Annotated in this window: 18 protein-coding genes and 1 tRNA gene; 9 read left to right on the top strand and 10 right to left on the bottom strand. The window is 39.5% G+C overall.

Annotation, left to right across the window (positions count from 1 at the left end):
- The first annotated feature begins 8 nt into the window (after positions 1–8).
- Entirely contained in the window at positions 9–707 is a 699-nt protein-coding gene (locus tag BW935_RS13705; protein WP_076502351.1) for a TVP38/TMEM64 family protein, read from the top strand.
- 1 nt (position 708) lies between these two features.
- On the opposite strand, the gene porU2 is transcribed toward BW935_RS13705, so the two are convergent.
- Both porU2 and BW935_RS13695 read right to left on the bottom strand, forming a co-directional pair.
- Complete coding sequence (gene porU2 / locus BW935_RS13700; RefSeq protein WP_317044807.1) at positions 709–5,736, bottom strand: putative type IX secretion system sortase PorU2; 5,028 nt, start codon at positions 5,734–5,736, stop codon at positions 709–711.
- On the bottom strand, positions 5,736–6,851 hold the full coding sequence (locus BW935_RS13695; protein WP_076502350.1) for a putative type IX sorting system protein PorV2: 1,116 nt from the start codon (positions 6,849–6,851) through the stop codon (positions 5,736–5,738). Before BW935_RS13695 ends, porU2 begins: the two co-directional genes overlap by 1 nt.
- A 405-nt stretch (positions 6,852–7,256) precedes the next feature.
- Here BW935_RS13695 and BW935_RS13690 point away from each other — a divergent pair, with 405 nt between their 5' ends.
- The 5 genes from BW935_RS13690 (at position 7,257) to BW935_RS13670 (ending at position 13,353) form a co-directional block, all read left to right on the top strand.
- A complete protein-coding gene (locus tag BW935_RS13690) occupies positions 7,257–7,586 on the top strand; it encodes a PadR family transcriptional regulator (protein ID WP_076502405.1) in 330 nt (109 codons plus the stop codon).
- Positions 7,587–7,589: 3 nt separating this feature from the next.
- Entirely contained in the window at positions 7,590–9,506 is a 1,917-nt protein-coding gene (locus tag BW935_RS13685) for a PspC domain-containing protein (protein WP_076502349.1), read from the top strand.
- A 583-nt stretch (positions 9,507–10,089) separates the two neighbouring features.
- The gene (locus BW935_RS13680) at positions 10,090–11,490 is read left to right on the top strand and encodes an MBL fold metallo-hydrolase RNA specificity domain-containing protein (protein ID WP_076502348.1); all 1,401 of its coding nucleotides are present in this window, start codon (positions 10,090–10,092) and stop codon (positions 11,488–11,490) included.
- Between the two features lie 348 nt (positions 11,491–11,838).
- A complete protein-coding gene (locus tag BW935_RS13675) occupies positions 11,839–12,081 on the top strand; it encodes a VF530 family protein (RefSeq protein WP_076502347.1) in 243 nt (80 codons plus the stop codon).
- Positions 12,082–12,132: 51 nt separating this feature from the next.
- On the top strand, positions 12,133–13,353 hold the full coding sequence (locus BW935_RS13670) for a DUF4236 domain-containing protein (RefSeq protein WP_076502346.1): 1,221 nt from the start codon (positions 12,133–12,135) through the stop codon (positions 13,351–13,353).
- Between the two features lie 13 nt (positions 13,354–13,366).
- Here the strand turns inward: BW935_RS13670 and BW935_RS13665 are convergent, their stop codons facing one another.
- Positions 13,367–14,452, bottom strand: coding sequence for a BamA/TamA family outer membrane protein (locus BW935_RS13665; protein ID WP_076502345.1), 1,086 nt, complete (start codon positions 14,450–14,452; stop codon positions 13,367–13,369).
- A gap of 175 nt (positions 14,453–14,627) precedes the next feature.
- On the opposite strand from BW935_RS13665, the gene BW935_RS13660 reads away from it, so the two are divergent.
- Positions 14,628–15,458, top strand: coding sequence for an SDR family oxidoreductase (locus BW935_RS13660; protein WP_076502344.1), 831 nt, complete (start codon positions 14,628–14,630; stop codon positions 15,456–15,458).
- Positions 15,459–15,574: 116 nt separating this feature from the next.
- Here BW935_RS13660 and BW935_RS13655 read toward each other — a convergent pair whose 3' ends face one another.
- The 5 genes from BW935_RS13655 to BW935_RS13635 all read right to left on the bottom strand — a co-directional run bounded on the left by BW935_RS13655 (position 15,575) and on the right by BW935_RS13635 (position 21,638).
- On the bottom strand, positions 15,575–16,582 hold the full coding sequence (locus tag BW935_RS13655; protein ID WP_076502343.1) for an alkaline phosphatase D family protein: 1,008 nt from the start codon (positions 16,580–16,582) through the stop codon (positions 15,575–15,577).
- Positions 16,563–17,222 carry a Crp/Fnr family transcriptional regulator gene (locus BW935_RS13650; protein WP_076502342.1) on the bottom strand — a complete coding sequence of 220 codons (660 nt, stop codon included), beginning with the start codon at positions 17,220–17,222 and terminating at the stop codon, positions 16,563–16,565. Before BW935_RS13650 ends, BW935_RS13655 begins: the two co-directional genes overlap by 20 nt.
- Positions 17,223–17,465: 243 nt before the next feature.
- Positions 17,466–20,657: a TonB-dependent receptor gene (locus BW935_RS13645; protein ID WP_076502341.1), complete on the bottom strand. Its 3,192-nt coding sequence runs from the start codon at positions 20,655–20,657 to the stop codon at positions 17,466–17,468.
- Positions 20,658–21,142: 485 nt separating this feature from the next.
- Positions 21,143–21,227, bottom strand: a tRNA-Ser gene (locus BW935_RS13640).
- 198 nt (positions 21,228–21,425) lie between these two features.
- Positions 21,426–21,638: a hypothetical protein gene (locus BW935_RS13635; protein ID WP_076502404.1), complete on the bottom strand. Its 213-nt coding sequence runs from the start codon at positions 21,636–21,638 to the stop codon at positions 21,426–21,428.
- Between the two features lie 463 nt (positions 21,639–22,101).
- Between BW935_RS13635 and BW935_RS13630 the strand changes: the two genes are divergently transcribed.
- Positions 22,102–22,776 (top strand): hypothetical protein, encoded by a 675-nt coding sequence (locus BW935_RS13630; RefSeq protein ID WP_076502340.1) that lies wholly within the window; start codon positions 22,102–22,104, stop codon positions 22,774–22,776.
- Between the two features lie 2 nt (positions 22,777–22,778).
- Here BW935_RS13630 and BW935_RS13625 read toward each other — a convergent pair whose 3' ends face one another.
- Positions 22,779–23,660 carry an ATP-grasp domain-containing protein gene (locus tag BW935_RS13625; protein ID WP_076502339.1) on the bottom strand — a complete coding sequence of 294 codons (882 nt, stop codon included), beginning with the start codon at positions 23,658–23,660 and terminating at the stop codon, positions 22,779–22,781.
- A 101-nt stretch (positions 23,661–23,761) separates the two neighbouring features.
- Between BW935_RS13625 and BW935_RS13620 the strand changes: the two genes are divergently transcribed.
- Positions 23,762–24,508 carry a polyprenol monophosphomannose synthase gene (locus tag BW935_RS13620; protein ID WP_076502338.1) on the top strand — a complete coding sequence of 249 codons (747 nt, stop codon included), beginning with the start codon at positions 23,762–23,764 and terminating at the stop codon, positions 24,506–24,508.
- Here BW935_RS13620 and BW935_RS13615 read toward each other — a convergent pair.
- Positions 24,495–25,712, bottom strand: a complete 1,218-nt coding sequence (locus tag BW935_RS13615) for an ABC transporter permease (protein ID WP_076502337.1) — start codon at positions 25,710–25,712, stop codon at positions 24,495–24,497. The genes BW935_RS13620 and BW935_RS13615 overlap by 14 nt on opposite strands.
- Positions 25,713–25,752 lie beyond the last annotated feature (40 nt).

Raw genomic sequence — 25,752 nt, 5'->3', positions numbered from 1 at the left:
GGCCAAAGATGACAAAAAAGGCAGGTATTTTCAAGGGATTAAAAAATTTCGGAAAGAATAATACAAGGGTGGCATTAGCTGTACTTTGGGTAAGTATTGCACCTTCAGTATTTAGCTTAATTTTGATCCCAACCATCGTCAGCAAATCAGCTAACCCTTATGATCTAAATATTTCAACATTCCCTGAAAGCTTGATTTTTGTTATCGTAGGCACATTGATGATGGGATTAGCCTTGACGCCAACTACCCTTTTTGCTATTCTATCTGGCTTTATATTAGGATGGCAGACATTTCCATTACTTATCCTAAGCTATACCTTTGCTACACTTTTAGGTTATGGATGGGGCAAGAAATTGGGAGGTGACTCTCTTGAAGAGCTTTTGACACAATACCCAAAAGCCGCCGTTATGATTGAAAGCAAAAAAGACAGTGTAGGAGCATTGATCTTTTTTGTCAGGATCAGCCCTGTAATTCCTTTTGCGCTATCCAACTTATTATTTGCCTTGATGAAAACTGGTTGGAAAAAGTTGGTGATATGGGGCACCATAGGCATGCTACCTAGGACTACGCTAGCATTTTTCTCAGGTACTTTGGCTTTTGATATTTACAGCGCCATAGGACAAGAAAGTATCAGTGGCAAAGGGTGGATTTTCCTTGGCTTACTTTTATTAAGTATTTGGGGGATTTGGAGGTTTTTTAGAAAATAGATCAGCGTAGTAGATACATCTTTCCATAGCCTTGCTTGAAGGCTTTGTCACCTGCGGTGGCTCTCGGCTCTACAAATTGACCATCTTTTCTGACCAATACTCTGTAAATATACACGCCATTAGCTAGCTGATCACCAAATTCATCTCTACCATCCCATGCAAAATCAGAGATGTTGTTTCCAATGCGAATTGGGCCAAGTTCATCCTGAAGAATTTCTCTGACCACTCTACCTGTGACTGTCATGATCTGAATTTTGATCTGATCAGGTACTTCTGCCCCAGTCACAGTGAATACGAACCTGGTACTTGTACTGAATGGGTTGGGATAAGGGTAGAAATTGGTAATGGTGGATTCATTGACCACTTCGAAATTCACCTCATAAGGTTTGTCAACACCCAATTCTTCTGTAACCACTCTGAAAGTATACATGCCATCCTCCAAAGGTCCTGGAAGCATCTCTATCCTGAAGCTGCTATTTTCACTGGCTGGAGACCAGCCAACTTTTGGATTAGAGAAGTTCACCCGCTCAAATTGACATCCTTCACATTGACGCTTCAAAAAGAGTTCTATCCCTATTGTATCTCGTTTCAACAGCAGTGTCCTTTCATTCTTGAGCATGGTATTGATCAGTACATTTGGGGAGACAATGTCTCCATCCATGATGTAAGTCCCATCAAAACTCACGTCCAAAATCGCATTGGTATTGTCTGGAATGACATTGAAGTAATCCACCAAATCAATCAGGTTATTCCTGTAAGTTTGCTCCAAAATGATTCGTGGATTGACAAAAACCTCCAATCCTACATTACCGCCCCTACCAGCTGATTCAAAGTCTATACTGAATTCATGGCTATCCCCTGCTTTGACTGCTGGAATCTTAAAATCAAATCGCTCTACTTTTCTTTTGGTAGTATTATTAAAGGCATATTGTACTACGATCGAATCCAAGTAGTCATATTTCGAGACATTGATAAATTCAAAATTCAAGCTGGTGTTTTCACCTTCTTGGAGGGTCATTTTTGGATCCTTCCCTTTGTAAATCAACACGCCTTCAGGTACCCCAGTATAGTTAACCTGCCACTTGCTCAATTGTGCTGGAGCGGTTGAAAACTCGTCATTCATTGAATAGCGCAACCTCAGGTAAGGGAATTGCTCTGGACTGACAAAGCCCAAATCTATCTCACCATCGCGTACATTATGGAAGAGTACAGTTTCTTCTCCATTGTCTCTTATACCGATCACATCAAAGATGGTCAACTCCTCATCAATCCAGTCTCTGGTCTTTACTTCATTGAAGAAACGCTTCCATTCTGAAGATGGGCCAATTCTTGGCGTGATGATACTGCCTGAGGTAAAGTAACCTGTCACGTCCGATTCAAACTCGATGATCTGCTGACTTGGCTCCACTTCAATGTTCTTTTTACCAACGATTTCTATGGCCTCACCTGGTTTCATACCCTTTCTTCCATGAAGGATATAAGGCTCACCATTTTTCATATTACGCAGTAGGGCTTCATTCGCTCCTACTTCTTTGAGTTTTTCGAAGACAAATTCCTCCCACTGCTCAAAGTTTACATTGCCAACTGAGAAAATCGTCACATAATCGCCTTCCGCCAAACCATCAATATAGTCGATCAAAATCCGCTGGTTAGGATCTGCAAGCCATGCATTTCGAATACTTTGAATCACCTGCGGTACACGACCACAACTCCTTCCATCCAAAATATCAAAGCCAGGAATTGGAATCACCAAATATGGAGTCAGTGATCTCTGCTCGAATGCAACAAGGCCCAAAGATCCATTTGGACAAAGTCTGCTATTTGCGTTGAGCACATTATCTATGATCTGTGGCACGCCATCCAAGTAAAACTGCGTATTTCTAAATGTCAAACTATCGGCCTCTACACCAAAAGTAAATACACCGAAACTCAATTTGGTATCCGTGTATTTCCATTCTTTCTTGGTATTGTCAACCTCAAGATTGTTCAAGTTATTGCTTTCTAATTGTGGCATTGCTCGCTGCGTCCATCCTTCAGGTCCATCTTGTATATAAGAGAAGCTAGAACTCACCCATTCGTCACTTTCTCCCTGTCTCGGATTGAGAAACTTAGATCTCCAATAGAAAGTCATGGAATCCTTTGCTGCTATATTTTCAAATAAATCAACATTCCACCTAGAAATATTCGATGTGGTCACCCTACGCTCCCTTCTCCTTGCAGAAGTAAAATCTGCTGCGGTATCCATTTGAATGATCAAGGTACGGTCTTCCACAGATTTCCCAGGAATTTGCGTGATCAATTCAACATTGCGTTCATTGACGATGCCAAAATTGAAAGGGAGTAGATTAAGCGTACCACTCAATGGGATAAACTGCGAAGTTGTGATGGAATTATTGGCAAAGGTCAATTCTTCCACATCTCTACTCCTATTGACTTCTATGGTAAATAGATTATCACCAAAAGCTGGGATGCCTGTATTTGGAATAGTGAAATTAATCGTATCTCTTCTACTGATCGGAGCAAGCATCCTAGATGGATAAGTGATATTCGTACCATCAGGCAAGCGCCTACTTATCCTGAAATCTATGGAATCAAAATCTACCCTTCCCAAGTTTCTCACTACAACAGATAGTTGCAATGAATCAGCAAGTGCATTGAAAGGTTCATTGTCAAAACTACTCAAACTTACTTCTTCCACATTCAATGAGTAATCAGGTCTATTGGCTGGGAACATTCTAATAGCTGGATCTCCCAACATGACCAATTGTTCAGCGTGAGCTCTATTTACTTCTGAAGTACCATATCTGAGATAGAACAACTTTTCAGTTTCTCTTCTAATTGTCCCTATCGGCTGATAGATCATTGAAGAATCTGCAAATGCTTTTGCATAAAAGGACTCACTATATCTTCTCAAGTAAATATCTACGCCAATATTGGCGTGTGCCATAAAGTTGGTGGATCCTCTGTTTGGCGTCAACACCCAATCTTCTCCAAAGGTAAAAGCATTTCCAAAAGCATTTCCTGCGTCACAACCATTGAGTAATAGCATGGGATATTTCCCTTGATTGTTGTATCCCATGGTTGGGTCAGAGGCAAAGCCTATTTCGATATCAATAACGGTAGGAGCTCCATGTCCAAAGAAAGTAATCAAACTCACACCACGGTTCACATCTCCAGATATATCAATCAATTCTACAGTGGAATTGGATCGCTTCCTGTAAGTTGTCACATTACCACCCAAAAACGGACCTTCTGCTGTGTTTTTAAATCCATTGAGGAAGTTGAAATACCTATCTAGCTCAAAAGCAGTAACTCCTCCGCTGAGATGAATGATTTCTTTTTGCCAAGGTTCAGAAACTCCAAGTGCATCTTTCTCCTTGGCCTTTTCTAAATAATCAGCTACTTGGTTGGGTGTACGGGCAGGAATTCGACCTATTGGAATAGTTGAGACAAATGGATTGAGTGGATCCAGTCCTATCGAAAAATTATTGTCTGCATAAGGATACCCAGCTGGAGGTACCATATCTTGAAATTGAAAGGCCGAGGGTCTATTTCTGTAAAAATAATTGACGCCGTTTTCCCTAGCAGTACTGAAAATCCCTGTAGATCTACCGATAAGAAAAAGAAAATCTGGCCTGTGTACAGGATAGTATGCCCTCAGAAATTCATAAATCGCCAAAGGAGTCTTTTCCCCAAAGGTATACTGATCATAAAGCTCGTCAATATTTACAACGAGTGTATCATAGCTACCTCCAGCTGATGATGCTCGGTGCGCAGCATAGGCCGTCACTGGATCTCCATAAGTAGCAGAAGGCCTACGCAAGGCTCTATTGGTGATGATAATATAATCCGCTGCCTGTGCTAGAAAATTTCTAAACTTCACTGGCCGCATGACATTAACTTCTTTTACATTGAGCTGATTTTCAAAGAAAATCTTACTCGTTCTTCCAGCTTCTCCTGATTTTAGGCTTACATTATTACCAACCTTTGTTAAAGGAATCCTGACAGGATTATTGGGATCTTGGATATCGTGTGCGAGGTACTCAGAAACTAAGCCGCTCAACTCAAGTATACTCTCCTCTGCTGGGGTAATGATAATTTCACTACTTAAATCTCTATTCGCTATCAACTTAGGATAAGTAAGCTGCACATAAGCAAGCGAAGTATTATCAGGGTTGGCAGCACCATTTGAAATTACTTGAATCGCCAAACTACCATCTGTATTGAAATCTGAAGACTGCACTGTCACCTCCGCATGAATTGCCTGGAAGTTGTTGTACTCAAAAGACCCCACTTCTCTTAGGGTAGACGTATTAGGGCCAACTCGGATTACTGTCAAATGTGGGGTTTGAGACCTTCCAGTTAGTCCTATCTTTAAAGTAGCTGTTTGATTGGCTGGAATATTCCCTAAATTACTGAAGGTAAGGTTTCTTGGGGTACCTTTGACAATTGGTGCAGAAACCCAACCTTGGCCCTCTTCAAATTCGGATAATCTGGAACCAGGAAAATAGGTTGGACCTAGGTTATACTGATCTGAAAAGATTTCTACTTTTTGAGTACGATAACTATTGAGCTTAGGCAAATTTGAATCAGCTGCTTGTCGCGTTGCCATTCTTTTTCCTCTGATTCCAGGGGTTACAGTGAAAAAATAAGCTGTAGAATCATTGTGGGTATTGAACATGGTGTTGCCCACGTGCGAAGGGTCCTTATAAAATTTGGCATCTAGGGTACCATCATTTCTTTTTCCATAAAACTCCAAAAAGTCTCCTTGGTCAAATCGCCCGTCATTTTCACCTTGAATAAAAACTGCAACTTCCTCTCCTCTGTGAAAAAGTCTAATATCCCTTGGGTCTAGGTTGGATATATTGATACCAGAGGCAGAAAGTGTGGTAAATGAAATCCTGTGAATCCCATCTTCAACGGTCGGAATTCTATAGTAGGTATTATCATAATTGATCCAATTGTTCTGGGCAAACACAGAACAAAAAGCAAACATCAAAAATGCTATGAAGTATAATTTTTTCATCATCAATACCTCCATCCTTTATTCAATCTGAACTTTTCATCCAGAGGGTTTAGACTTACTTTGACACTGAATATATGCGAATAGGGAGTCTGCGACACCCCGCCTATATCAGAAAGCGCATAATCAATATGGAATCTTTCATTGAGAAAAACACCCAAACCAAAGCTAGGTCGCCATGCAAATGATTGTGTAGCATCAAAATTCTGAATCCTTTGAATATTACTACCCCCTGCTCTAAGAAAGAAGAGGTTCTTGTAGCCAGCCTCTAAACCCAATCTTGGGTCAACACTTACGATACTTGTACCTATAATGGTATTACGCTGACCATCAAAAGTAAAATCCAAATCAAAAACACCTTGAAAGCGAATATCATCATTCAATTCAAAATCTCTAGTCACGCTGAAAATCGCTCTGGGTAGCGTGAGTTCGATGGAATTAATAGGAACTTCATTTTCAGTCTGTGCATAGACTTCTCTGACCATGGCTGCATTGTGCGTCCAAGCATTGAAAGTAGAAGTCACATCCCTGAGCATTACCCCAACTCTCCATTCATCTAACAACACCATCCCCCCGAGGTCCAAACCAAATCCCCAGGCGTGAGCAAACTTCCCTACATTTCTATGAATGATTTTGGTATTCACGCCAAATTTGAAAATATCACTGACATCTCTTGCGAAGGATAAAAGCAAGGCATAATCTGCAGCATTAAAGAATTGAATATTGTTGTAATTCAAGGCTCCATTCGCATCGTAGAGAAATCGTGTATCGGGTATATCGTCTACACCAAAACGGATCAGAGAAATCGCAATCTGGTTATCCTCTTGGATATTGGTGGTAAATCCAGCGTAGTCGTATTTGGCTATACCTGCAAAGTACTCTGCATGCATCAGCGAAAACTCGTACTCGTGCTTGACACCAAGTAAACCAGCAGGATTCCAGTAGGCTGCGGTGACATCTTTGACCGAGGATACCTGAGCCCCCCCCATCGCAAGGGCTCTGGCACCAATCCCAATATTCATAAATTCATTAGAATACTTCGGCACTATAGATTGGGCATGACTGCTTCCAATCAGTCCAAGACCTACCAAAAAGACCACAAAATATTTAAAAACTCCCATGTAATAGCCCAATTCGCAACTGCAAAGTAATCATAAAAAAAGAAGTATTTGGCTTATTTTCAAAAAATTAAAGTAGTCTTTTTTTGATTTTTCTGTTCGGTTTCGGACAAGAAATTGTTCGCTTCAACCACAATATAATTTGCTAGGTGCTAACTTGTCTTTTGAGTGACAAAAAAATCTTTTCAGCCCAAAAAATTCAAAAATGGCCTTTAAATGAAATTTAGAAATATTTTTCATTCAAATACAAAAATTTTCTCCTGTGGTCATGCCTAGAAACTGGTATAACAAGGTAGCTTATTTAACTTTGGTATAGTTTTTCTCTAATTCTTGGCACAGGGCGATCACAACTTAGCTAAACATAGGCTGTCGACCACCCTCAATCTAGAACAGAAAAACAACGCATATATGAATGCTTCAAACACCCAAATACAAATGCGGAAAGGCCTCTTGGAGTTCTGCATCTTGCAAATCATCTCCCGAGGGGAGGTCTATGCTTCGGATATGATCGATGAACTTACCGCAGCCAAAATGATCGTAGTGGAGGGCACACTTTATCCCCTGCTCAATAGGCTCAAAAAGTCTGGCTTAGTATCCTACCAATGGAAAGAGTCAGAGACGGGACCACCAAGAAAATATTACACCATCACCGAAGAAGGAAAAGACTTCTTAGTGACTCTGGATCAAACTTGGGAAGACTTAATTCAATCCATCCAATTCATCACCTCAAAGCGCTAAATCATGAAAAAGACCATAAGTATCAATATCAGCGGCATCCTATTTCATATAGAAGAAGATGGATACGCTACTTTGAAAAAGTACTTGGAAGCTATCAACAAGCACTTTTCTCACTATGAAGACAATCAAGAGATCATCTCAGATATAGAAAACAGAATCGCTGAAATTTTCTTGAGCAAACTCAAGAATAACAAGCAAGTGATCACTGCAGAAGATGTCAGTCATCTGATAGAAAAAATGGGAACTATCGCTGACTTTAAGGCCATAGAGGAAGAGGAAACACAAACTGATACTATCGAAAACCAAGAAGCGTCCAATAAGGAGAATGATTTCTATAAATACATCACTCCTCCCCAAGATGCCAGTGCAGGGGGCTACAAAAAGCTCATGCGCATGGAAAAAGGGAAAATCCTCGGTGGCGTTTGTGCGGGATTTGCACATTATTTTTCTATCGACCCTCTGTGGACAAGACTGATCGCTATTCTTCTGCTATTTAGTGGCAACTTAAAGCTTGGAGGAGCCAAGTTTGAAACCTTCCCATGGAATTTTAACTTCTCTCTTTCCTTGGGATTCTTTGCCTTGATTGCATACATCGTATTGTGGGTGATGCTTCCAGTATCACATGAAGACCCTGAGAGCAAGCAAGTCAAAAAACTCTACAGGAATCCAGATGATAGGACTTTGGGTGGAGTTGCAAGTGGCTTAGCTGCATACTTTGGCATAGAAGTATTGTGGGCAAGGTTGATATTCATAGCATTGATCTTCGCTGGTGGATCTGGATTAGTGATTTATTTGATTCTCTGGATCATCACTCCAATGGCCAAATCCATCACTGAGCGAATCCAAATGAAAGGTGGCGCCATCACCCTAGACAATATCGAGTCGACCATTAGAGAAAATCTAAACCCTATCATGGAAAAAGAAGAGAGCACCTTCAAAAAGGTAATATTGGCTCCTTTTCGATTGTTGGGAATGATCATCAATAATCTTGGTAAAGCCCTAGGACCACTTGGCTTGGTACTGTTGACCATTATTAGAGTCGTCTTTGGGTTGATTATCTTCGCTATTGGATTGGCTATCACCATTGCTCCCATTGCCGTACTGGCTGTTTATTTCAACTTGGTTCCAACTCAAGAGTATTACCTCTTTGACGGTGCACAGCTCCCTACAGCTTGGATCAGTGAAATCGTATCAGAATGGCTGGCGATAGCAGCTTCTTTGGTCATCTTGATCCCTGGACTAATCTTGATTATTCTAGCCATTAGCGTCTGGGTCAAAAGAAGTGTTTTGGATGCAAAAAGTGGCTTTATTGCCTTTGGAATTTGGCTTTTGAGTTTGGGAATCTGTGCTTTCCAGATCCCATCGGTCATCAATCAGTTCAAATCAGAGGGAACACATACGCTAATGGAGGAGCTAGACCTTACTAAGCAAACATTGGTAATCTCGGCAGCAGAGAATACTGCCAAAATCAATATCAAACAAAACGTATCCTTAAAAATAGCTGGCAAGGATAGCGGCAAAACTACCCTAATCCAAGAATTCAAAGCCAGAGGAAAAAATTATGATGACGCCATAGCTAATGCTCAAGCTATTCCTTACTCTTACACACTGGTAGATAGCATGTTGGTATTGGATAGGTCCGTAGACCTGAGCAGCATGGGCAAATTCAGGGTACAGGAATTGGACTTGATTTTAGAGATTCCTTACGATCAGGTTTTTGTTTTGGACAAAAGTACCATTCCAATTATCAGATCTACTTTGGGTAAAAATGGCTATAAAATCAGAGATGTGAATTTACAAAATCACTGGGTTTTCAATGAAGATGGGCTGCTCTGTCTGAACTGTCGCTCAGAACACAAGCAAAGCAAATCAGACTCTTTGTCTAGAGTGAAGTTTAGTGGAGCCTACTTTATGAAATAAGTCTTGAAAGATAGAAATGGGTAGGAAATACAATTGAAAAAGTTATGAGGTTTGGTCTTCTTGAAAAGCAGATAATATGATGAAGAATTCCCCCAGTACTTTTAAATAAAGTGCTGGGGGAATTTGACTTTCTGCTCCCCTATTCACATTCAGATAAAATCTGCTCCAATTCCTTGTATTTTCTCAAATTAGAGTTATCGAGATCAAGAATTTCATTCGATTTGAATAACCTAGGATAACCTGCTACTTTTTCTTCAAAGAGCCCCAATGTATCAAGGAAAACATTTTTTGAAGCTACACTTTCATATCCAAATTTGATTTTCAGGTTTCGAAGATTAGAAATTTTCGTCAGTACAATAGTAATGCATTCTTTATCAAGTTGTTTTTGTGCAAAATCAAAACCTGCATCAATACATCCTGGGCAGCCACTATAGTGAAAATATAATTGAAATAATGTGTAAATAAGTTTCTTTTGGGCTTAAGATTTACTTCTAATAAAAGAGATCATTTGGGTTTAAAAAAATTATACACCAATCTACCTATTTTACCTTATCTTTAGGTAGTAAGCATCAAACAAATCATCATGAAGGTAAAAGTTAAGTTTTTGGGTGGAGCTGGTACAGTGACAGGATCAAGGTATTTACTCGAAATCAATCACCTCAAAGTACTTGTCGACTGTGGATTGTTTCAAGGGCTCAAGGATTATCGTAAGAGAAACTGGGAGGCTTTCCCCATTTCCCCATCTGAAATAGACATGGTCATCTTGACACATGCTCATATTGACCACAGTGGCTACTTACCCAAACTCGTCAAGGAGGGTTTCAAAGGCCCCATCTATGGAACGGAAGCCACATTGGAACTTATCAAAATCCTCTTACTCGATGCTGCGAAGCTCCAAGAAGAAGAAGCGGCTTATGCGCAGAAAAAAGGCTACTCTAAGCACGAGAAACCTCTGCCCCTCTACACCATCGAGGATGCAGAGAGAGTCTTTCCACTCCTCAAGGGGGCCGATTTCGAAAAAGAGCAGTCTGAGTATCCTGAATTCAACTTTGCTTTTTACAATGCAGGCCATATTCTAGGTGCTGCTATTGTCAAATTGAAAGTTAATGGAGCACAACAGGTCAAAAAAATCGTTTTCTCGGGAGATTTGGGAAGGTATCATGATCCTATTCTGAATCCTCCTGCAAGACTTCCATTTGCAGACATACTCTTTTTAGAATCAACTTATGGAGACCGAGTTTCCAAAATCAAAAACCCTGAAGAAGAATTGGGTAGGGCAATTCGAGAGGCCTATCGAAGAGGTGGGGTGGCATTGATACCAGCATTTGCTGTGGGTAGAACTCAGATGATGCTCTACTACTTGCACCGCTTGCAGCAGAAAGGAAAAATTCCAGATATTCCCATCTATGTAGACAGCCCCATGGCGATAGATGTCACTAAGCTTTATAAGGCTTTTGGGGAATGTCACAGATTACAACCATTATTCGAAGAAGATCATTGCAACCCATTCAAGCATAAAAATCTGCACTATTACCAAAGCCAAGAAGCCTCCATTTCGCTCAATGCTATAAGAGGTGATGCCATCATCATCTCAGCTAGTGGCATGGCTACAGGAGGCCGCATCATGCATCACTTATACAATAGGCTACCAAACGAACAAGATTCGGTCATATTCGTAGGCTATCAAGCAGAAGGCACTAGAGGAAGAAAACTGATTGATGGTGATACCAGTGTACGGATGTATGGCTTAGATATCCCAGTCAAAGCTCATATATCTTACATTGAAGGACTATCCGCACATGCTGATCAGGAAGAGTTGATCGACTGGGTAGAAGGATTTACAAGTAAGCCCAAAGTCACTTTCCTAGTCCATGGAGAAGACGAAGCTAGAATCGGCCTACAACGAAAACTAAAGGAAGAACTGGATTGGGATGCCACCATTCCTGAGTATCTGGAGAGTTTTGAGCTTTTTGATGGGATTTGAGGGAAAGATTGGAAGATTGAAAAATTGAGAAGATTGGAAGATTGGGGTTTTAAAGCTGGAAAGTTAGATTTGTGGGGATTAGTTATTGGTTGATTGAGGTTGGAAAGTTGGAATGTTGGACGGGCTTGTCCTGAGAATAGGGATTGAAAGTGGGATTCAAGTGCCTATTAGTCGGACTATCTTCAACTATCCGCTATCATCCGCCCAATCAGCGTCATCTGTGTTCCATCTACCAGCTAATATTTGATTGATTTCCAAAATTCCCGATACAGCAATTTCTTGTATCTTGCATCTCTCGTCTTGAATCTCCTTCTTGAAAAAGCATAGTTTTTAACTTAAATTTACTCCATGAATGATAATCCTAAAAAAGTAACTCAAATCAACAACCTTCTCCATGGTGTAAGATTAATTGACATGCTAGAATATCTGGTCAATCACTACGGATGGAATAGTCTTGGCGCAAAAATCAATATCAATAGCTTCAATAATAACCCATCTATCAACTCTAGCCTTAAATTTCTACGCAAAACCGATTGGGCAAGAAAGAAAGTGGAGGACTTATACATCAGAACCAAAGAAAGAGAGGGTTGAAAAAGGTGATATTTTTGAAATGATTTTCAATCTATACCTCTAATTTTAGCTATGGCTTTTTACTTAAGAAAAGGATTCAATTTTGGCCCAATCAGGATCAATTTATCAAAAAGTGGCCTTGGAGTCTCCGCAGGTGTCAAAGGTGCACGACTAGGTGTTAACTCAAGAGGTCAAAGTTATGTGCATGGTGGTAGACATGGCTTATACTACAGAAAAAATCTTGGCACTATCAATCCTCAAAATAAAAATTCAAATCCTACAAATAACAAAGCTAGCCTCACAGAAGACGAGGAAATTTTTACGGATACTGGATTGACCTATTTACCTAGAAGTATTGAAAAGCCCATCGTCACTATTCCCCCACTATTCGTAAAGGTCGGCAACACCAAGTTGGTATTGGGGATAGTATTGATTTTAATAGCTTTATTCATTTCTGATATCAGTATCAAAATTGGACTAGGTTTGCTTGGTGCGAGTTTGGTCTTCTGGAACCAACAAGTTAAAAACAAGTCCAAAAAATTCCATCAAACAGCTGCATTGCTGCTAAAGTTAGAACCCGACCAGCAGAATAGTCAAAATTGGCAAGCGCATGCTCACAGTCTCACTACAGCAGAACAAGAGAGATTAGCGATTCATTGTGCATCGGCTTGGCTTGAAAAACAAATTCAAGAAGGATCAATTTTGGAAATTGATCATATCAAATCATTCCTCCCTGTAGCATCCACTTTGCTGGATAAGATGATTATATCACTTTACAAAGATGCGGTGGAAACAGTCCTCGCCGATCATCAGCTGACTGAGGAGGAGGAAGCATTGATATCAGAAATGGAGAAAAAATGGAAAATCGCTCCTCCCATCGTGCAAGAAGAAAAAAAGTTGATCGAAAAATTTCGACAAATCAGAAATATGCAATTCACCCCACTTCTGGCAATTGGACAAAATGACTCTGGGGATCAAATATACTTTGAATCAGAAGGCAGACTACTCCACTTGCGTGTATTGGATAGCTGGCAACAAAACAGAGTGAGGTACAAAAACATGGGTTACAAGCTTGACATGGAAGGTAAGCTCAGTATCAGTGACAAAGCTTTTGGAATCACTGAAGGACGAAATACCAGATTCTACCCCAATAGTCAAATAGAAGACATCTTCCTATCCGCTGAGTATGGCGTGGTTGAAATTTTCCTCAAAAACAGAAAATCTCCAGTGATCATCAGTAGCCCTACATTATTTGAGTTTTCAGGAGTACTGAATAAAGTTATAGAATCGTAAGGAAGCCTATTGACTAGAAAGCCTCTCCAAAAGTCAAATAGATTCTCAAATCTTCATTGGGTGAGTGAGCTATATCAAGCCTCAAGTTTAACTTTTCTTTTTTGCTCAATTGGAATCTCCCCCCAATTCCATATGCAAATTTACTTTGATTGAATTGAAAAGAGTTTGCTTGAGAAAATACATTCCCTACTCCACTAAAAGCAACCGCGCCCCATCTTGGCAAAATCTTGAACCTGTACTCAGCCTGTATTAGCGCGAGGTTTTGATCTCTAAACTTCCCCTCAAATAAGCCTCGCAGAAGTCGATTCCCTCCTACTAAAGGCATTGCAAAAAATGGAGTTTCTCCAACGAGAAATTCCGAATAAGCATTCCAGACAAAAACGGATTTTTGATTGATGCTATGTACACTTCTGAAATCCACCAACCATCTTTTGTATTGATAATTACTTCCCAAAGACCTGTTGAACGTCTGAAAACTTGCTTCCGCAAACACCCCTCGGGTTGGGTACAACTGGCTATCTCTTGAATCAAAATAAACCATCGGTCCCAACCCACTGACACGCCCTCCCTCAGATCCTAGAAATGTCCCACTTGCCAACTTCCTATTTTCTTCAATCCTAGTAATTTCAAAATCATCGAAATGATACCTGATTCCTATGTAAAAATTGGATTTGAAACGCCTTAAATAATCAAAACGTAACCTTGGAAAAGTAGCCTCAAACTGCTCCCGATCACTATCCTGCACTTGGTTTCCTAACCCATAAAAGAAGTACACATAGCGGTACCAACCTATTTCTCCAGCGAACAAGTTTCTGTTCTCTTCAGAAAAGACCCTCCAACTACTGTAGATGAGAAATTGATCAAACAGCGTGTATGCCGTCCCCATCACCAACTGACTTTCATAAGTCTGTAATGCTGAATCTCCTAGTTTGAAATTCCCTACTGCTCCAAGACCGAAAGCCCAAGATGTCTCAGGGGTATAATATAATAATGGGAGTAACACAACTGTTAGATTGTTTTGTAAAGTATCTTGCTGTGCCAGCGCCCCTGTAAAAGTGTAAGCTTGAAGAATAAGAAGGACTATGGCCAATTTTTTCATATTACAATCTACGCAATCTACTTAGCGTTGCGATTGTTTTTTGGGTACAATTAAAAAGTGCTAAATCAACTTTTCGAAAAAAATCATATCCTCTTTGAGAAAAAGCAAGCTTTCCCTCTTTCGTAGCAAAGCTTAAGTATATATTTGCTTTCATCTAAAATTTAATTCGACACTTATGGGAAGCTTAACTGGAAAAGTCATCGTAATTACCGGAGGATATGGTGTATTGTGTGGCAGTATGGCCAAAACTCTGGTAAATGAAGGGGCTAGAGTTGCTATTTTGGGTAGAAGTCTTGAAAAAGCAGAAGCCTTTGTAAAATCATTAGGCAATGAAGGAGAAGCATTGGGCTTAGCAGCAGATGTTTTGGATAAAAATTCACTAGAAAAAGCATATACCAAAATCAAAAATCATTGGGGCCCATGCGATATCCTGATCAATGGCGCTGGAGGTAATCACCCAGAAGGCATCACAGACAGACCCTTTATGCAATCAGGAGATGAATCTGATCAAGAGATTAAAAGCTTTTTTGATCTAGATGCTACTGGATTCAAATATGTACTGGATCTCAACCTATTAGGCACTTTACTTCCTTCACAGGTCTTTGCAAAAGACATGGTAGGTCGTCAAAACTGCTCGATTATCAATATTGCTTCTGTAGCATCTTTCAAGCCACTGACCAAAGTTTCAGCCTACAGCAGTGCCAAAGCTGCCATAGTTAATTTCACCCAATGGCTAGCCGTACACTTTGCAAAAACAGGGATAAGGGTCAATGCAATAGCTCCAGGATTTTTCCTTGCAGATCAAAACCGCGCTTTGTTAACAAACGCTGATGGTTCACTGACCGAGAGAGGTCAACAGATCATCAATCAAACCCCAATAGGAAGATTTGGCGAACCAGAAGACTTGAGTTCTACACTTCTTTGGTTGCTGGATAGCAGATCCTCATTTGTCACAGGTGCCATCATCCCTGTAGATGGAGGCTTTACAGCCTATGCTGGAGTGTAGTGAGATCTTCCACCACCCTGAGGTTCAAAAAAAATCGACTGCATCACCCCTTAGGAAATGCAGTCGAATTTTAATATTTAAAAGTGATCTAAAATAAATGTATCAATCCATGAGGACTAATTCGATAATTCAATGGTCTGCTCTAAATAGACCTGTCCTTTTTCTCCTTTGATTTGAAAAATTGCCTTTTGATTTGCCCAATCAAAATATGCTAGCCCATAATGTAGTGAAGCGATCAAGCCACCTACCCTGTATGGGTTGTATTCTTCCCTGAAACTTCTCCATACGTGAGTCATTCCACTAGAAGTAATCTCATAGAGACCATTTTTGAATCTACTATCCTGAAGCTTGGAAATCTCAGCGATATGCCTGTCTCCACTGATCAAAACAGGGTTCTTGATTCCAGTCTGATGAATCAAATCAAAAAGTTTTTCCCTTTCCTGAGGAAAGTTTTCCCATTTTTCATAAGGGTGTTCGGTAGGAATAAACTGGATACCAGATGCAATGATATTCACTTTCGCAGTGCTACTTTTAAGCTCCTTTTCCAACCATAGCCATTGCTCTTCTCCCAAAATACTACCTTCATTATTTGGGAGGTAAACACCTTCCTCTCGGTAAAGGGTGTCCCTATTGTATCTAGCATCTAGCAGGAAAACTTTGACTGACTCTTCGCCAGATCCGTATTCATAAGCTGCGTATACCCCTCGCTGCTTTCTTCTAGGGCTATCTTTGGGTTCGTCCAAAAAATCCAACATCAATTGCATAGATGGCTCTTTTTGAGTGTAAAATTTACCACCATCATTGATCCCGTAATCATGATCGTCCCACACTCCAATAATCTTGGTTTTCGATTTTAATTCTTGATATTTAGTTATTGCATTCTGGGCTTTATATTTTGATTCAAGTAATTTCATATCATGGGTATCACCATATACATTATCTCCCAGCCAGACAAAAACATCAGGCTGATCAGCAAGTATGGGCTTCCACAAGGGTTGAGGGAGATCATGCTTATTGCAAGATCCAAAAGCGATACTTTTAATTTCCTGAGAGAAGCCGCTGCCTTGAAAACTCAAGGAAAACACCAATAAGAGGATGAAAGCACTATAATTTAATTTGATCATTATTTCTAAGTTTTTTTAAGTATGGTTTCGATGCTGAGAAGCTCAGCTTTTTGTTTGATGTATCATTCAATTCTTTTAACAATTTGGAGACTGTCTGTCTAGAGATCCCTGTCATTTGAGAAATATCAACAATATGTAGTAAATCTAAAATTTTGAAACATTTACCATTTGGATCTTTGACGCTACCCTCAAATTCATCAAACAAAGCTTTAATTCTATTTAATGGAGATAATGTACAGATTTTGAATAATCGAGTTTCCATCTTACACCACCTTTGTATAGTGGTCTTATTGAACCAATCAGACACTAAAGGGTCATGTACAATCATTTTTTTGTAAAACGAAAGATCATAACAAACTATATGACAATCTGTTAAAGCCTTTGAAAATTCGAAAAATTGGCCATTCAAATACCTGAGGTTTCCAAATACTTCCTTGTTATAAAGCAAGTCGTAGCAAACTTCCTCTCCGTGATCAGTATAAGAGCCAATTTTCACAACTCCAGAGATGATTTGAAACATTTCATTGGGTTTGATGGGAGGCAGGTAGATGTACTCCCCTTTTTTGTAATGCTTTTCCTTGATCAGGCAGTTTACTTGATCCTTGCTCAGCTGCTGTTGAAGGTAAGGAAAGAGTTCCATAAAGTTGAAGCGGTTCTAGATATTCCCATGTATTCAAGAAATAGATTTGGTAAGTTGATGAAGCATGAAGTCAACTAGTCTTTCTCCTCACAATATTCTTACTGTACCCAAACCAGATAAGATCTCTTGATTACCTCATAAAGTTCAGGAAGTGATGCCAAAGTAGCACCATACTCCCTGAATCTTAATGAAAACATAAAGAACTCTTAACCGAGATAATTCAAATTAGGAAATAGAATAATCCTAAAAAGAATATCTCAACCCTAACTGAACTCTCCAAGGTGTCCCATTGATCGGCAGTACGCCTACACCTTGCTCCACATTGTAGATATATTGTTGTGCATTTTGATTGAATCCACGAATACTTTGTAGATTTCTAGAGCTACTCAGGTTATTATTGACGCCCCAGTCTTTGTTCAAAACATTCATAAAATTGAATATATCTCCAGAAATCTCTAACCTTTGTGTTCCAGCTATCTTGATATTCTTGAGTAGTCTTAGGTCTAGATTGTAGAACATTGGGTTTTCACCGCCATTCCTTTCTGCTATTTTCCCAAAACTTTCTCTTAGGTATTTCTTGGCACTTTCGGAGGTATTGGGGTCATTGAGAATGGCATTATAACCATCTCTTATATTTTCTGGCGTATTTGGATCATTGGGATCAAAGACAAAAGCAAGTGCATTGTTGAGCGGGAAATCACCCTGAAGTGAGCCATTAGATACCAAGAATGAATATCTAGACCCTCCAATACCAATAAGCGTAGCACCCATTGTAAACCCTTTCCAAGTAGGGGTTGCACCATTTAATACAATTTTATGCTTGAATTGATTGTCAGAATAAGCCCAATTTAACCTCCTAGAATCATCTACTACTGGAAGAAATGTAGATGTATTGGCCACACAGCAATTGTATGAAGTATTATCAAATGCTTGATTATAGGTATAGGAAGCCGTAAAATACCCATCCTTGCCAATTCTAATACTACCGTCCAAAATCAAAGCATATTGATAGCCCGCTCCGATAGAATTGAGTTCTAATACCCTGCCTACGTTTTCAGATTTTCTTGAATTCAACCAATTAGTCTGACCATTTGACCCAATGGTATTCGCAGGTACAAATACCCCTCTATTGGCTTCATTTGATAATCTGAAAAAAGGATCATCTACTAAATTCCTTTCTAGGTATACATAATTATTGAAGGTATAAGAATAGATTACATTAGCACCTATTCTATAGCGATCACCAAAAAGCTTATTGTAATTCAAGTTTGCTTTGAAAGTGTTTGGTACTCTAAAATCCTCCGAAACACTATTGATCGTGGAGACGAAATCAGCGCCTTCTGGAATCCCCGGTGCCGGTAGACCATCTCTGTAACCAATAAAATTAGCCTCAGGAACCAAATCACCCTGTACATCAATTGCAGCCAACATTGCTCCAGAATTTTGGATATTATTGACTTGAGCATAGTAATGTGGTTGCGCTGCAAACAAGCCTGTGCCAAATTTCAAAACGTCGGTATTTTTCCCTTTGATATCCCAAGTCAATTGTACTCTTGGCTGAATATTTCTAAAATCTGCAGGCTTGTTATCCGTTCTAATTCCCAATTCATTGGAAACGGCTGGATTAAATGCTGCCTCATTCATAAACATGGTGGCATCGTACCTAATTCCTGCAATTAGATTGAGGTCTCTATGTGGATTGACTTCCATCTGACCAAATACTGAAAAGTCTACAACTGTTTGCTTGACAATAGGCAAGCCTTGTAGAGGAACTTCCCTAGCATATCTGAAAGGGTTGTTGTTCTCAAAATCCTGCAAACTATTATAGAAAAATCTACCATTTTGCTCATTGCTGAGTAAGGTTTCTAGATAAGTGACCATATTGTCTGTACCAAAAGTGAAGTTGTACTTCCCTCTCTGCATGTAGGTAGTATTTACAATATGAACTTGCTGCTCTAGGTTAGTTTCAGGTGAAAATCGCTGTCCACCAATCTGCACATTGGTGGTTTGTATAGCATTCGGATTATTTTCTGTTGGGAATGGAGACACTACCCTCACAATAGCTCTAGGCATATTGGTAGCAGGAAGCTGTCTATTGACTGAAAATGCTCTCTCTGCGTGTTGAAATTGGACTTTCAGTTCGTTTGTGGTATTGGCATTGGCAATCGATCTGAGTGAAACCAATAGACTATTCTCCTTAGAGGAAAAGTCCCCAAGTACTTCAGCAAGATTGATGGCTGTATTATCGTTAACTGAGAAAGGGTTTGACCAATCTGTGTAATTATTTCTGATCGTGAGCTTATTTCTTTTATTGATCTGCCAGTCCAACCGAGCAAAAAAGGTATTGGCGACAGTTTTTCTAGAGAACTCCCCTACTTGCTGACCATCTCCTACTCCATAGAGTCTTCGGGCCACGTCAATAAACTTGTCAAGTGTATCTTTTCTGATTCTCAACCTTCTCTCATCATCCTCATTTCTAATATCTGCAATGAATACAGGTTCCCCGGCATCTTGTCTATCAAAAACAGTGAAAAAGTGCACTTTATCTTTGATGATCGGACCGCCCAAACTGAATCCCCATTGTGTATTATTGAAAACCACTTCTCTCCTATTTCCTCTAATATCGTAAGGACTGGCAAGGTTGTCATTCCTGTGATACACAAAAGCTGATCCCTCCATAGTATTTGTTCCTGACTTGGTGACTGCATTGAGTGCGCCACCTGCTTGTCTACCCTGAGTCACATCATAAGAATTGGTAGCTACTTCAAACTCTCTGATGGCTTCAATAGAGACCGTGTACGGTCCTCTGCCTATTTCACCTGCGGTAAGTTGATTTCTTGCATTTACTCCGTCCAGTGTGACATTGGTTGAAGTCCTACGTTGTCCACCTAGGTTTAGTCCACCACCACCCTGAAGAGGAGATAAAGATGTGAGGTTGGTAAAGTTTCTACCTTCGGTTGGTAAGTTTTTGATTTGCTTCGAATCAATAGCTGTTACCGCTCCAAGCTTTTCCACTTGGTTTTTGAAACTATCGCCTGTTACTACAATTTCAGCGAGATCATTGTTACCATAATCCATCGTCAAATCTACATTGACACGATCGCCTTGGTTGAGTTGGTATCCAGTGAGCTTTTGAGTATTGAACCCAATGTAACTTACAGTTACTGAATACGGCTTTCCCAACGGTAGCTGCTGAAGTTGAAATCTCCCATCTACTCCTGTGACGGTTCCAGCTTCGAAGCCAGTAGATTCGTTTCTTACGACTACGTTTGCTCCAATCAGCGGTTCCTTATTATCATCCAAGATAAGTCCACTGATTGTTGCATTCGTAGCTTGTGCCATGGCTGATGACACTGTGCAAACTGATAGGGATATCCATACGAGTGTAAGGATTCCCAATGCTTTTTTGGTTTGTTTTGTAAAGTAATAATACATAAAGGTTGGTGTTTTTACTCTTACAAAACTGGTGGAGATTAAAGCAGAAAAATGTTAATTTTTAACATATTAAGCGATGTTAAAAGTAAGTTCATTATCTGTTAATATGGAGATTGGGGAATAAGTGACATGGGATTAGTTATTAGTTGAAAATTTTGAAAACAGGGCCCTTAAAACGCAAAAAACCTAAATCGGGTAGATGTAGATTTTATAACTTGTAAAATTGTAAAACTTGCTTTTAAAGCTCAAATAAAGCGTTTTAAGCTATTTTTTGATCCTAATGCGGTGTGCCAATCTTTTTACAACCCGCAACCTGTTGATTTTGAAATGTTTAAACACCATTTTCACAGAGAAGGAGAAGTCGGAATGTTGAAAAATGATTCAGTGGTCCCGATAGCTATCGGGATTAGCGACGAGCTAGGCTGCAGGGCGGCCCCGATGACTCGAAATGAAAAAAGCCAAGCTATCGCTTGGCTTTTTGAATGCAGAGGAGGAGGGATTCGAACCCCCGGTACCTCGCGGTACAACGGTTTTCAAGACCGCCGCAATCGACCACTCTGCCACTCCTCTATTGTTTCCGCAATACATCTTTATGTCTTACGGTTTGCAAAGGTAGCTCTAATCCTTAATTTTCCAAACAGACAATCCCTAAAAAATCACAACCTAAATTAATGTCCTGATTTTCTGACAGAAATTTTTTTTCCAAATGAAAAACCCAAGACCTGAATCTTGGGTTTTTGGGGATCAAGCTGTACTGCTTCGGGGCTATTAAGCAATCTCTCTATGCGCTTCCTTTTTCAAAGAGTTCCAGTATAGGTAAATGAAACCCATCTGAGGTACCAAAAAGAAAAGTGCTTTTACCATCAATGACGCAGAAGCACTCTTTACTTCTACTCCAAATGTGCTTCCTACCGTAAGAAATACTACTACAGCTAGAAGTGCAAATGCATTTGCCAAAATCAATTTCGTTGTGTTCTTCATATGATTATAATTTGTTAAGGTTTTACATTTTTTGAGCTTGAATTTCAACCTCTTTCAAGCGATTTTCAGCTAATTCATACCCTAAGATTGCACTTTATTTTTTATTTCCAAAACCCCTAAAACACTGTGGTACAGTTTAAAAACCACAAACAAACTATATTCATAGACACATAATTTTTACATAAAAAAGTAAATGATTATCACTTTGAATAATTTGTATTTCACCACAAATTCTTACTTGATCATTGCCCGAAAAAAAATTAAAAAAAATTTCAATTATTTTTCAACATAGCTCAAAAACCACTGTGTTTTTCAAAAAACATTGACGAGAAATCATTTTTTGACTCAATCAAAACGCTAATGATTTCAAGTCAAAAATTCTTTTTAGTTTTTTAGAAAAATTATTGCAGTAATCCATTTTAAATCTGAAAATTCTAATCATATTTGAAACAACTAACCTCTTATGATGAAAAGTACAGTTTATTCAATTTTTGCTGCTTCAATACTACTTCTCAGCAGCTGTGCATCAAGCAAGTTCAAGACCAATGGAACTGATCCAAGTACCATCACTGAGCTGAGTATTTTAGAACCTGTATCTTACATCCATGGAATCAATAAAGGCAATCAATCTGAATTGAGTGACAGCCTATCCTTTTATTCACAAGTGCTTTGGACAGATGTCATCAAACAGAACCAGTATCGCTTACCTAAGATTTCTAAACTCAATATCGATGATGTCCACGAGTCCTCGATTATAGCGCAGCAAACTGTAGAATTTTTAGATATGCTAGCTGTTAGCAAAAATATTCAGAACGTGCCTGTTCCACCAATGGTCATTGCAGCGCTAGATGCTGAGCAGAGCAGATATGGCTTGCTTAGCGTACACAGTGGCTTCACAAGAAGAAAAGGAAACTATACAGGGCAGATTCTAAAATCAATTGGCATAGGTGTATTGACCATGGGTATGTACTACCCTGTTCCATCCAAGTCAAACTCCACGCTGTTTATCGCTATTGTTGATAATCAGACTTCACAGCCTGTTTTCTTCAAAACTTCGACCCTAATGGATAAAGAACCTCTAGATCCTAAAGTCTTGAATAAACAACTTGACAAACTCTTTAAAGGATATTTCTGGTAAAATCAGCCAAGATTTGCTTTGAGGGCTTTTACATAATTGGCTCTACCGACATCAGAAGTAAATAGAAACAAGTAAGGTTCTATGAGTTCTAATTCCATCAAAAGGAACTCCTCTCCTCTCCAGATACCATCCACTCTTGCATAAAGTGTGCCCTTGGCGAAAGTTTCAACCAATCGATTCAGATAAGCTAGCTGCTTTTTTGATGGCTCTACATTGGTGATTTGCCCGCCAAAGAAATGTTGCACTCTGAAATCACCTGCTTTGGCTGTTTTGAGGATGGCGTGGGAGAAACCCCCATTAAAAAACACATAAGAATACTCTCCCACCATCACGATTTCTTCCACGAAAGGCTGAACCATAAAATCTTCATCCTTCAAAAGCAAGCCTACTTCTTCTTCCCATTGCTTCCATGATTCGATAGTAAGTTTCAAGGTATGCTTAGACCCTCCACTCACCACTGGTTTCATAATCAATTTATGAGTATCAAAAATCTCAAAGCTTGCCCACACCTCGTCTGGAAGTGATCCTTTGCTCAAAAACACAGTAGGTACAATAGAAAAACCCTTTGAAGCCACTTCCTGGAGATATCGCTTATCCGAATTCCAAATAACTGTTTCAATGCTATTCCAAACAGGTATACCTAAGCTTCTAATATGATCACACCAATGAAGAAATTCATCATAGCGATCAAAATAATCCCAAGGAGATTTAAAGAGAATCTTATCGTATTTTCCCCAGTTTACATTTGGGTTTGACCAAACTTGAAATTCAAAATCATAGCCCTCACTTGTTAATATTTCCTTCAATATTTCATCTTCATCAGCTACGGTACCAGCCGCATAGGAACCCCTTGCTTCATAAGTGATTATAGCAATCTTTGTCATTTTATACATTTAAAAACTAACTTGAAAATTTGAAATTAGATCATTTTATCAAAAATTCATTACTAAAACCGTGATTAACTTCTATTTTTGAGGCTTGCATTATGAAAAAAGAAAAACTCGTCATCATTCCTACTTATAATGAACTTGAAAATATTCAAGACATGATCCAGACAGTGATGGACTTGGAAGGTGATTTTGAGCTTTTGATCATTGATGACAATTCTCCAGATGGGACTGCCAAAGTGGTCAAAGAACTTACTTCAAAATTTCCAGGGAGGTTACATTTGATCCAGAGATCAGGGAAGTTGGGACTTGGCACAGCTTACATCGAGGGGTTCAAATATGCCCTCAATCAAGGCTATCAGTATATTTTTGAAATGGATGCAGACTTTTCGCACGACCCTAAAGACCTTGTTAGGCTTTATCAAGCATGTGCCGAAGAGGGGAATGACATGGCTATAGGATCTAGATACATCACAGGTGTAAATGTGGTGAATTGGCCTATGGGAAGGGTTTTGATGTCCTTCTTTGCCAGCAAATATGTACAGTTCATCACGGGCATGCCTATCAAAGATACCACAGCAGGGTTCAAGTGCTATACCGCTCGGGTTTTGCGAGCCATGAACTTAGACAAGATCAAGTTCATAGGCTATGCTTTCCAGATAGAAATGAAATTCACTGCATGGAAGCTTGGCTTCAAAATCGTAGAAGTCCCAATCATTTTTACAGACCGAACCAGAGGGACATCTAAGATGAGTTCAGGTATTTTCAAAGAAGCTATTTTTGGGGTGATCTACATGAAAGTCAAAAGTCTCTTCAAATCCTACAAACCTGTCAATCAAACTTAATTGCTTTGATAGGTTTGATATTGCTGATAAGCATCGCAGGGATAAAAAGCACCAAAGTAGTGACGACCAATACAACTACATTGAGCATCAAGAATACAGGCCAATTCCAATCTATGGGAACAAAGCTCATGTAGTAGTTTTCTGGATCCAAGGGAATCAACCTAAACTGATCCTGCAACCAACCAAACACCAATCCTATTCCATTACCTATCAACATCCCTCTCCCGATGATTCTTACTCCATTCCAGACAAACACCCTCCTGATTTGTCTATTCTGAGCTCCTACTGCTTTTAGAATTCCAATCATCTGTGTACGCTCCATGATCAAAATAAATAAAATGGAAACCATGTTGAAAGCCGCTACGAATAGGATCAAACCTAGAAACACATAGACATTATTATTCAAAAGCTGTAGCCAATCAAATATTTCTAGGTACTTATCCGTGACTTTGACCAAGCGCAAATCAAAGTCCATAAAATCATACAGCCCCTCTGCATAGGTATCTATTTTCTTGGGATTATCTACGAATATCTCGAATCCCCCCACTTGGTCATCTGACCAGCCACTTAGATTCCGAATGGTCTGAATATCCCCTATCAGGATTTTATCATCAAAATTCTCCAGAAATGTTTCGTAAATCCCCACAATTTCTAACCTTCTAAATCTCGGAGGCTCCTGCACATAGTACATGGTCACTCGTTCCCCTACATCTAGGAGCAATTTATTGGCTATCTTTTTGCTGATGACCACTTCATTACTGGCAGCAGAATCAGAAAACTGAATGAATCGTCCTTTGATGATAGATGACTTAAAAGACAGCGAGTCAAAATCTGGCCCTACACCCTTCATCAAAACGCCTTCTACTTCTTCGTCGCCTTTGAGCAATCCTGGCTTATGAGCAAAAACTTGTACATGACGGATAAAATCCAGTGACTTATAATTTTGAAAAAAATCTGAGTTCATCGACACCGGGACTTCTTCAAAGGCATTTCCTGAAACGAACTTCAGACCTTGATAATGACCTGTAAATGAAAAAACCTTATTCGAAATTTCATTCTGAAACCCACCTAGAATCATAAATGAAATCGTGGTGATCGCTAGACCAATCGCCACACTCGCTACTGCAATGCGATGTATCGTTCCAGTAAATCCACCTGTACGCTTAAAACTGATTCTTTTGGCAATGAAATAAGAAAGGTTCAATGAAGTTTCTTTAATTTGTTAGAAATCTAGCGCAAAATAA

Source organism: Belliella pelovolcani (assembly GCF_900156785.1).
GTDB lineage: Bacteria > Bacteroidota > Bacteroidia > Cytophagales > Cyclobacteriaceae > Belliella > Belliella pelovolcani.
This window is presented reverse-complemented; position numbering and strand designations above follow the sequence as displayed.